This is a genomic window from Actinokineospora sp. PR83, from assembly GCF_021056305.1.
Taxonomy (GTDB): Bacteria; Actinomycetota; Actinomycetes; order Mycobacteriales; family Pseudonocardiaceae; genus Actinokineospora; species Actinokineospora spheciospongiae.
Genome location: NZ_JAJCXD010000058.1, coordinates 37,237 through 43,830 on the forward strand (window position 1 = coordinate 37,237; position 6,594 = coordinate 43,830).

The window sequence follows — 6,594 nt, forward strand, 5'->3', positions numbered from 1 at the left end:
CGTGTCGAGAACAACGCTCTAAGCGCCAGATTCCCGCCCGCTTTCACTACGATTTCGTCTCGTTCTCCCCATACGAAAAGGACGGTAGCCGAAACACCCCGCAATGCGCTTGAAAATTTCCCACCCCTGACGCAAGAATATTGCGTGCCCCCACAGCCCCTCGACGACGTCGACCACCACCTGCTGGCCCTCCTCCAGCAGGACAGCGGCAGAACCCTCGCCACCCTCGGCGACCTGGTCGGCCTGTCACCCAGCGCGGTCCAACGCCGCATCACCCGCTACCGCGAAACCGGCCTCATCACCCGCACCGTCGCCGTCCTCGACCCCCGGACCGCCACGGACGCACTCCTGGCCATCTGCACGGTGACCCTCGACCGCGAGTCGGCGGAGGCCCACGAGGAGTTCCGCGCCCACCTGCTGGCGAACCCCCACGTCCAACAGCTCTACAACGTCACGGGCGACCACGACTACATCGCCGTCCTGGCGACCACCGGCATCAGCCAACACCGGTCCGTCGCCGACGAGGTGCTGAAGTCAGCCCCGAACATCCGCCGCTACACGACGATGGTGGTCTTGGACCCGCTGCGCACGACACTCACCCTGCCGACCCGCTGAGCCACGCGCCGGTCCGAACTCGTTTCCGCTCTACTCTCCGCCCTGATCCGGCTCAGGCACCAAGAGGAGGGGACACCCGTAGCGCGCCCAATCCGCCATGGTTGGAACCGCTGGTCATTGCCGTTCGAGTGCAGATGATCGTCGGACGGTGGAATCCACCGCCAGGTGCTTCAATCCGATCGGAGTGTCGTGGGAACCATGGGCCACCCCACGGTTGGAGCTGGTCGATGTAATCCAGGCCGTCGGGAGCCGGAGGTCCTGGCTCTACAGGTCGGTCGTGTTCAGTGTGGTCGAATCCCACGTGTTGACCACTTGGAGTGCGTTTTGCATGGGTAGTTTCTTGAAGCAGCTGGGTGTGGCGAAGCCGGGGTAGCTGTGGGCGTGGCGTTCCCAGCGAGCGCTGACGCGCCGGTATCCGTTGGTGAGCCAGGCCAGGGTGTGTTCAACGATTCAGCGGTGGCGGCCGAGCTTTTCAGAGGTGTCAATGTCGCGGCGGCTGATGCGAACCATGATGCCGCGGTCGATGAGCCATCGACGCAGCTCTTCACGTCGTAGGCCGTATCCGCATGGAGCACGATCTACCTACTCCAGTCATTCAAGATTTGCAGTACCGCCGAATTTTTAGGGGGAGGTTTGCGCGGATAGGTGGCAGGTTGACGCGCGATGGCGAAGGGTGTCCGATTGTCGCCAACAGATCAAGTGGCGAAATGGGAAATTTCCAACCAAATGGAGGAGTTTCGTGGATTTGGTGATTGGCCCGTTCGGCCTATTGTTTTATTTTTCTTGTTAAGGCACCGTTCGGTTCGTTTGCGGAGAACGGTGGGTGGTGACGCCCGCCGACGGTGACCTGGGGGTCTCCTTGATGCCTGTTTTCCCTGCGCGCGGAAAGCGGCGCGGTCTCGCAGCGGTTTTGGCCGCTGCCCTGCTGGCGCCCGTGCTCTCGGTCGTGCCCGCTGCCGCCGAGCCTGTGCCCGCTGCTGTGCCCGACGAGGTCGCCACCGAGTCGGGCGCGTCGGCCGCGGCGCGCGCCGGGGGCAGGTCGGTCCGGGTCGGGGACCTCACCGACGAGACCACTGAGGTCGTCGCCAACCCCAACGGGACGTTCACCCTCACCCAGCACCGCCTGCCCGTGCGAGTTCGGCGGGGCGGGGAGTGGACCCCGGTCGACACCACGCTCGTGCGGCGGGTCGACGGCAGCGTCGCGCCCAAGGCCGCCGCGGTCGACCTGACCGTGTCCGGCGGTGGCACCGCCCCGCTGGTCGCCCTCGCTGCCGACGGCGCGCGCACCGGGCTGACGTGGCCCACCCCGTTGCCCGCCCCCGTGCTCGACGGGCCCACCGCCACGTACCCCGAGGTCCTGCCGGGGGTGGACCTCAAGGTCACCGCCGACGTCGTCGGGTTCAGCCAGGTGCTCGTGGTCAAGACCCCGGCCGCCGCCGCGGGCGTCGACCAGGTCGTCTTCGGCGCCCCCGGCGTCGAGTTGGCCGAGGGCCAAGGACGCGGTCACGACAACTCCGGTCCCGCCACTGAGACCCCCGACGGTGTGCAGGCCCGCAACGCCCAGGGTGAGGCGGTGCTCAAGGGCGACGCCTCCCGCATGTGGGACTCCTCCGGTGAGGCCACCCCCGAAGACCGGCTTCGCGGCACCGGTGTGGGCGCCCGCACCGCCGTGATGGACGTCGAGGTCGGCGACGGCACCATCGCCGTGGCCCCCGACCAGGACTTCCTCGCCGCCTCCACCACCCGCTACCCGGTGTACCTCGACCCCGGCTACGGGTGCACCAGTTGCGGCAAGACCCACCACGTCGTCGTGCAGTCCGCATGGCCCAACGCGCTGAACTTCGACCGCACCGACGGTGTCCTCAACGAGCTCAAGGCCGGGTACGTGTGCGAGGGGTCTTGCTTCGTCTCCCGTACCTACCTGCGCATGAGCACCGCGGCCCTGGCGGGCAAGGCGATCAACAACGCCTACCTGCACCTCCACGTCCTGCACTCCTACCAGTGCGGCTCCGCCCAGCACACGGAGCTGTGGACGGCCAACTGGGTCGACGCGGGCACCACCTGGAACAACCAGCCGGGCGGGGCCGCGTGGCAGAGCAGCAGCAACACCACCAACAACGGCACGTACTGCCCGAGCAACGGCGGCATGGACCTCGGCGCCAAGAACGCCATCACCTCCGCCGCCGCGAACGGCTACGGCGAGACAGTCTTCCTGGTCAAGGGCGCCAACGAGACCAGCAACGCCTCTTGGCGCCGGTTCGACCTCAACCCGTACCTGGTGGTGGAGTACAACTCCTACCCCAACCAGCCGCAGCACCTCGGTGTCAACGGGTGGGGCCCCAACCCGGGTGATGCCCTGCCGTGCGTCAACGGCGACGCCCGCCCGGTCATCGGCACCCGCACCCCGCGGCTGCGCGCCAGGGTGTCCGATCCCGACGGCGGCATGCTGAACGCCTCGTTCCGCACCTACAAGGGCACCACGAGCAACCACACGTGGGACGGCACCGAGACCACCACCTACAACGTGCCCTCCGGCAGCTTCGCCGAAGTCACCGTGCCCGGCGGGCGGATCAACGCCGAGGGCGTGCACACCTGGAACCTGTGGTCCACCGACGGCGCCCTGGTGTCGTGGTCGGGCACGTGCGAGGTCGATGTCGACACGGTCACACCACCCCCGCCCTCGGTCAAGTCCACGCAGTACCCGGCTGGGGTGTCCTCCGGCGGCGTCGGCCGTGGCGGCCTGTTCGAGATCAGCCCGCCTGCGGGCAACACCGACAAGATCACAGGTTACCTGTACACCTTCACCGGCCAGGGTGAGGTCAGGTCCTCTCCGGCCCAGGTCAACGGCACCGCTGTGGTGTCGTGGTCACCAATCGCGTCCGGGCCGTTCACCCTGTCGGTCAAGTCCGTGGACCGCGCGGGCAACATCTCCGCGACCGCCACCACGTACTCCATCGTCGTCTCCGACTACCAGGCGCTGCTCTCGGCCGAGGTCGCCCACTGGTCGTTCGAGGACTCCCTGGTCGACACCGCCGAGACCAAGTCGCTGAGCTACACCGGCCCGCTGTCGCCTGATGGGTTGCCCGGTGGGTTCTTCGGCGAGGGCCACGACGGGCGCGGCGTGATCACCGACCAGCAGGCCCAGGAGTTCTACCAATCCAGCCGCCCGCTCATCCGCACCGACCGCGGCTTCAGCGTCTCCGCGTGGGCCCGCCTCGATGGCGATGGTGGTGACTTCTCCGTGCTGTCGCAGGACGGCAATCGCACCTCCGGGTTCGACCTGCGCTACGAGGACGCCGTCGACCGGTGGGCGATCGCATTCACCGACAGCGACACCGACGGTGCCACCGCCGCCGTCAAGGCGCTGTCGGATGACCCTCCCGTCCCCGGCGCCTGGACGCACCTGACCGGTGTCTACGACGCCACGGCGGGCAAGCTGCGCCTCTACGTCGATGGTGCCCTCGACGGCGAAGCCACGGTGACTGGCACCCGCTGGAACGCCGCAGGCCCGTTCGTCGTCGGCGCCGCGAAAGCCGCAGGCCACCGCGCCCGCCACTTCACCGGTGTCATCGACACCGTCCGCGTCCACGACCACGCCCTGACCGCCACCGAGGTCAGCGGCCTGACCACCGGCTCCTCCGCAAGCCCCGTGGCCGAATACGCCTTCGAGGACAACCTGCTCAACAGCGGGGCCAACAACAACCTGGGTTCCCCGGTGACGACGCAGTACACCAAAGGTTACGCCGGGCGCGGCATCAAGACCGACCTGAGCACGGGGCAGCGCCCGGTCACCACCGGGCCGGTGGTCGACACCGGCGCCGGCTTCTCGGTCACCGCCTGGGCCAGGCTCGGGGACAAGACCCGGCACAACGCCGTGGTCAGCCAGGACGGCACCAGGCTCAGCGGGTTCGTGCTGCGCTACGCCCCCGACGTGGACCGGTGGATCTTCGGCACGGCGGGCACCGACTCCGACAGCGGCCAGTTCCGCTGGGCGATCGGCACCTCCTCACCGCAGGTCGGCGTGTGGACGCACCTGGCCGCCGTCTACGACCAGGACCTGGGCAAGATCCGCCTCTACGTCAACGGCGTCCGCGAGGCGGAGACCAGCGTCACCCCGGGCTTCTCGGCCACGGGCAGGTTCGTCGTCGGCGCGGCCAAGCAGGTCGGCAACGGCACCTCGCACTTCACCGGCGACATCGACGAGGTCACCGCCTACGACGACGCCCTGTCCGCCGTCGAGCCCGCCCTGGCCGCCAACAGCCCCGTCGCGCGAGCTCGCTACCTGCTCGACGAGACCGCCGGGGTCAACGCCGCCGATGCCGAGGGCGGGCCCACGGCCCGGCTGCGCGGCAGCGGTGTCTCCTGGGCCCCGACCGGCGGGAAGCAGTCGGCGAACTTCCTGGGCCACCAGGTGGAGAACGGCGGCTCGGTGCCCGGGGTCACCCCGCTGGCGTCGTGGTCGCTCGACGGCACGGTGACCGACTCCTCCGGCAACGGCCGCGACCTGGTCCACTCGAACAACTCCGGCCCGACCGCGGCGAACCACCAGACCGGGTTCTCCGGCCAGGCGGTCACGCTCAACGGCACCGACCAGCGCCTCCAGCGGTCGTCGATCATCGACACCACTGCGGGCTTCACCGTGTCCGCGTGGGTCAAGCTCACCAGGACCGACGGCTGGTTCACCGTGATGTCCCAGGACGGCAACCGGACCAGCCCGTTCGTCCTGCAGTACGACCACGGCGCCGACCGGTGGTCGTTCGGCATGACCACCGGGGACGTCGACGCCCCCGGCGTGGCCCGCGCGCAGTCCAAGCAGCCGCCCAGGGTCGGTTCGTGGACCCATCTCGCCGGGGTCTACAACGCGGGCACCGACAAGGTCCAGCTCTACGTCGACGGGCAATTGGAGGGGGAGAACACCTGGGCCACCCCGTGGCTGTCGAGCGGCTCCTTCGCCGTGGGCAGGCTCAAGTACAACGGCGCCGACGCCGACTTCTTCCCCGGCAGCATGGACGAGCTGCGCGTCTACGGCCAAGCGCTCAACGCCGAACAGGTCAACGGCCTGTGGCACCTCGGCAGCAGCATCACCGCGGCCAAGCCCGACGCGTTCCGCGCCGACCAGTCGTTCACCCTGTCCGGCTGGGTCAACCCGACCTCCTACGACCAGGGCACGCGGATGGCCTTCGGCCTGGACACCACGGGCCCGCACTCCGGGCTCGCGGTCGGCCTGGCACCGCAGTGGAACCGGTGGGCCGTGCTGGTGGAGGGCAGCGGGGGCAACGCGGCCCAGGCCCAGTGGCTGCTCAGCGACAACCCCGCCTCCGACTACGAGGACCAGAACGGGTGGGTGCACCTGGCCGTGGCCTACGACGCACCCGGCAAACGCGTGCTGCTCTACGTCAACGGCGTCCGGCAGAACACGGTGCCCACCAACGACACCCAGTTCGAGCCCGCCACACCGTCCACCCCGTACGGCTGGTACGCCGGGGCCAACACCACCCTGAAGGACGCTTCCGGCGTGCTGATCGGCCGCAACACGTGGAACGGGGTCGGGGCGCACAACTGGCGCGGCGCCGTGCGCGACGTACGTGTCTTCTCCGGTGTGGTACCGCCCACCTGCGATCACTCCCCGGTCTGCGCCACCAAGCTCGCCTCCGCCTAGCACCACCGCGAACACCCCAGAACCCCTGAGAACGCCGAGAACCCAGGAACCCCACACCATGCGCCTGCGTTCGTTCCTGCGTGCCACGACCACGGTCGTCGCCGCGCTCGCGGTCACGGCCACCACCGTGACCGCCCTGCCCCCGCCCGCCGCCGCCGACACCGGTCCCGCCGTCAAACCGGAGCGCTCCGTGCCCGGCAAGGCCGTGGCCCCGCTGCCCGTGCCGGACATGTCCATGCCCGCGGCCGCCGCCCCGGCGGCGGCGTGGCCCGCGGCGGGCAAGGCACGCGCTGCCGCCGCGAGGACCGGGGCCGTGCTGG

General features: G+C 69.4%; 2 protein-coding genes and 1 pseudogene. All 3 read left to right on the forward strand.

Annotated elements, in window-relative coordinates:
• Window positions 1-144 precede the first annotated feature (144 nt).
• Window positions 145-615, forward strand: coding sequence for an Lrp/AsnC family transcriptional regulator (locus tag L6E12_RS20405; protein WP_236229522.1), 471 nt, complete (start codon window positions 145-147; stop codon window positions 613-615).
• Window positions 616-1,525: 910 nt separating this feature from the next.
• Window positions 1,526-6,274: a LamG-like jellyroll fold domain-containing protein gene (locus L6E12_RS20410; RefSeq protein ID WP_236229523.1), complete on the forward strand. Its 4,749-nt coding sequence runs from the start codon at window positions 1,526-1,528 to the stop codon at window positions 6,272-6,274.
• A gap of 58 nt (window positions 6,275-6,332) precedes the next feature.
• Window positions 6,333-6,594: pseudogene (locus L6E12_RS20415) on the forward strand (hypothetical protein); the annotation flags it as partial.